Source organism: Chryseobacterium candidae (genome assembly GCF_004916905.1).
Taxonomy (GTDB): domain Bacteria; phylum Bacteroidota; class Bacteroidia; order Flavobacteriales; family Weeksellaceae; genus Chryseobacterium; species Chryseobacterium candidae.
Window position 1 is genome coordinate 1 of sequence record NZ_SDLV01000032.1, and the last position, 4,216, is coordinate 4,216.

Annotated in this window: 2 protein-coding genes and 1 pseudogene; 1 reads left to right on the plus strand and 2 read right to left on the minus strand. The window is 31.6% G+C overall.

Annotated features, from left to right (window positions below; translation table 11 throughout):
• Both EK417_RS16315 and EK417_RS16320 read right to left on the minus strand, forming a co-directional pair.
• A pseudogene (locus tag EK417_RS16315) lies at positions 1-607 on the minus strand (hypothetical protein); the annotation flags it as partial.
• A 735-nt stretch (positions 608-1,342) separates the two neighbouring features.
• Positions 1,343-2,713, minus strand: coding sequence for a LuxR C-terminal-related transcriptional regulator (locus EK417_RS16320; protein ID WP_168802021.1), 1,371 nt, complete (start codon positions 2,711-2,713; stop codon positions 1,343-1,345).
• A gap of 1,082 nt (positions 2,714-3,795) precedes the next feature.
• Between EK417_RS16320 and EK417_RS16325 the strand changes: the two genes are divergently transcribed.
• A partial coding sequence (locus EK417_RS16325; RefSeq protein ID WP_498365956.1) for a phage tail-like protein occupies positions 3,796-4,216 on the plus strand: 421 nt, incomplete at its 3' end.

Genomic DNA, 4,216 nt, shown 5'->3' on the forward strand with positions numbered 1-4,216 from the left:
TTCCTGTAAAGGCCAGGGTATTGGCTCCCTGTGTAACGGTACGGTTTCCTGTAAGAGTTCCGTCTGCGTTATAAATATTCACAGAAGAAGTTCCAGCTGAGCCTCCATCGGTAGACCTCCAGAATGAGTTACTGAAAACGAATTCCAGTGCCTTACCATTTGGAATGGTAACGCCATCCAGTGTTGCTCCAAATCCACCTGTAGTAGCATTATAGACAATAAGTCGCTGACCGGGATTAGGAGCAGCAAATGCTGAAATGGCCACATTGGCTGTAGCAGCTCCGGTAAGCCTTACCAAACTCACATTAGCAGGAATATCAACCGCATTACCAGCAACGGCTAAAGCGGTTTCACGGTTGGTAATAGCTCCGTTTACATCTAAAGCTGTACCTGGAGAAATTGTACCAATTCCGACATTTCCATTGGGAGACATTATCAAATCATCCTTAGCCTGAGCGGCAGAAGGCACTCCGGTTGCTGGATTATTTTTTAGCCCATCAACACTAAATATTCCCTGAGGATTACCTGTATTAATCCCCACTTGTGATCTGACCGCCAGTGAAAACATAACAAATATGCCTGTTAACAATAATTTTTTTTTCATCATTTGTGTATTAATTAATTTAAATAAATTAGTTAGGTATTAAAAAATCATTTATGTTGTAAATAGTGTCATAGAATTAACACAGTGCAATATTAGAACACTTGAAATAAAATCCAAACTCCAACCCTACATCATCCCTACATCACGATACATCATTCATACATTATATCTTAAATATTCAAAAACTCATATAAAAAAACATTCCTAATTCAAATAATCTATATATTTAAAATAACCTACTATCTAATTATAAAAATTACAATGAATTGTTTATTGATTCCTTTTTTATCGATAGTTAATAATATCAAAAAAAGGTTATTACTTTTTCAAAATCACAGAAATAAGGAACAACTAACCTCCAAAATAATAAATGACAAAATTAACGGGCTAATGTGCCTGAAGTAAAGGGGCGGAAAGTAAAGTTCCGAAATGATACTGTACGTCTCTTACCATGCAAAAAAGAATCATTTTGGTTAATAAGAGAATTATTCTCCATCTGCTTAATAGTAATCATTATGGAAAAAACTAAACAACTATATTCTTTTTATGATCAATCCATTAAAAATTCTAAAACTTATACCATAATATAATCAGAAAAAGAAAAGTATTAAGTTCCTTGACAATAATTCAGATGAAAAACGGTGTTATAATGCATGGACAGCATCACAAGTTCCCGGACAAAAAGAAATCCCCAATATAATCCAAAACTGAATAGCTTTGTAGTGTTAATCAAAATTTTTATAGCTCAAATATAGATCTGAAAAAACGATACAGATCAGTCTCAGCTTCCAGATTTAGTTTTTTTCGTATCCTATACTTTTTTGTCTGTACAGATCTGTGTTCCATAGAGATATACTGAGCAATTTCCTTTGACGAAAAACCCAGCCATATCATGGCGCAAAAAGATAAATCAGATTTAGAAAGATTAGAATTTATTTTTAACAACTCATTACATAATTCCGGATATGCTTCCTGAAATTTAGGAAAAAAATCAGTTTTCTTTTCTTTGGCAAGCTGGATGATATTTTCATAATTTTCATTGAGCTTTCTTTTCAGATCTTTCGTTTCTTTTTCTATTTCAGAAATTATTTTTTCGCTTTCCATGAGCTTCTTTCTCTTCTTTCTTATACGTAAATAAAGGTAAATGGTAACTAAAATAATCAACAATATTGAAATACTACTATACCATAAAGTGGCATTATTTTGATTTTTAAGCTGAACCTTTTCATTTTCCCTTTCTTTATTCAATCTGTTAATGGAAAGATCTATGGCTTGGTTTTGGTTGGCATCCAAGCTGTCTTGCAATGAGATCGATTTATTAAGATATTCATTTTCTTTATCAGAATTTCCTTCTTTTTTATAAAGTGTAGACAATTCCTTATAATTGTTAAGAATAATTGCCGGCCTATTAACCTGCTTTGCAAACTCTATAGACCTCTTAATTACATCAATGGCCTGGCTATTTTTCCCCTGACTTTTCAGAAATGTTCCATAATTCTTTAAAACAACAGCCCTCTGATATTTGTTATTTTTGAAGTTTTTGGTTTCTAAAAGTGCAAAAGCTTTTTGAAAATAATACTTCGCAGAATCAGGTTTCACGTCAAAAAAAGTGTAGTGCTGTGCAATATTAGCTACATCCAGTGGGTTCGCATCTATTTTCATTGATTTATGAAGATAAATAATTGCAGAATCTGGTTGATTCACCTTGTACATGTACACAGATCTAGTTGAATAGACGTAGCGTAAAAACAGACGGCATTCACGGTTATTTCTGTTTAACTTTAACCCATAGTTCATAGCTTTTGAATTATATCCCAAAGCTAATTTGCTTACATTCATCTTATTATAAACTTGTGCGTACTCAGCATTTATTTTACCTATAAGAAAATCATTTTTGCTTTTCTTAGATATATCCTCAGCTTTGTTCAGGTATTCTAATCCCTTCTTTAAATCTTCTTTAAATATAAATCGGTTGGCAATATTGGCATATCCCATTGCCTCTCCTTCACGATAATTAATTTGAACGGCTATTTTTATGATCCCTTTATTCCAACGGATGAGATCATCATCAGAAATTCTCGTTCGGAGTACTTCGTTTGTTTTTATCAATAAAGAATCAATATCATTTTTCGTGTATTGCTGTGAAAATAGCTTAATACAGAACATTAAGAAAGAAAATAAAATTATTTTTTCTATTTTTTTTAAAAAAAACATAATAACTAGTAATTACTTAAAATAACAAAATTTCAATAACATTATCATGACAAGCGTATCAGATCAGCATATTCAAAATAGGTAAACCACAAGTGGTAAAAGATTGAAAATAAACACATTAAATACATTAATGTGTTATTCCGCAAAACATAATAAGCTTTGAATCTGCATATTACTTTTTTCACAAAATCCGGAATCATGTAAGAGCTTTTCATAGAACAATTAATTGCAGTTTTATTTGGTAACACTGAATTAGGATTATTTTTATTAGCCCGGCAAGAATAGATAAAATAATTATAAGTAAATAAAATGCTTTTCTCATATAAGTGAAATGTTTGTGTATTTTTCAGTAAGGTTAAGAAAAATGCAGAAAAAGCACATGATAATATGATACATCAAAAATACAACATCATGCATTAACGCGATAAAAAGACGGATTCTTAGTTGCCAATTTTTTGTTAATGTTTTGAATTTCATTAAAGCAAAGGATATCCAGCTGTGGAAATCTTAAAAAACGTTCCATATTTCAACAGGATTTTATTGCAAAAATAGTACAGCGAGCTTACTGAATCATAACAACACATCAAACAACAAATAGATCAGTCAATACCGGAATAGTTCAAAATTATCTTTGCAATCAATTTATATTTTAGTTTTTTAAGTGAATTATTGGAAACACAATAAGATAACTGAGAACATACAGCACACAGAAAATAAATCACATTCATACGTATTAATTTATTAATAATTTTCCCATATATCAATCTTCTTTTTTTAACAAAAATACCATATGATGTATGTAAAATGTATACATATTGTACCTATGATGTATATATAAATCAAATTACAAACTCCACCAGGTATTACTTTTGCCAGCTGATTTAAAAATGAAATAATGCATAAGCATATTAGGACATTCAACTTCAATGATAGAACTATCAACACAAATAAATATTAATTTAAATTTATTATATATTATGAAAAAAAAATTATTACTAGCAAGTGTGCTCACTACTTTTTCATTGGTTGCAAAATCACAGGTGGGGATTAATACGTCAACCCCTGGCGCAACTCTTGAAGTAGCAGCTAAAAACAGCACAGGTACAGGTCCTGCAGTGGAAGGCCTCCTTATTCCAAGAGTAGACAGACAAAAAGCTCAGAGTATGACCGGAGTTCCGTCATCAACATTGATCTATGTAAATAATGTAAGTACAGGAACACAAACCGGGACTGCTTTAAATATAGATGTTGTAGGATACTATTATTACAATGGAACAGCTTGGGTAAAGCTGCATAATCCGGCAAATACTGTAACAGGTAATATTTATAATACAGACGGAACTCTTACAGGCAACCGTACCGTTACACAGGGAGCCAATACCCTGGCCTTTACAGGAA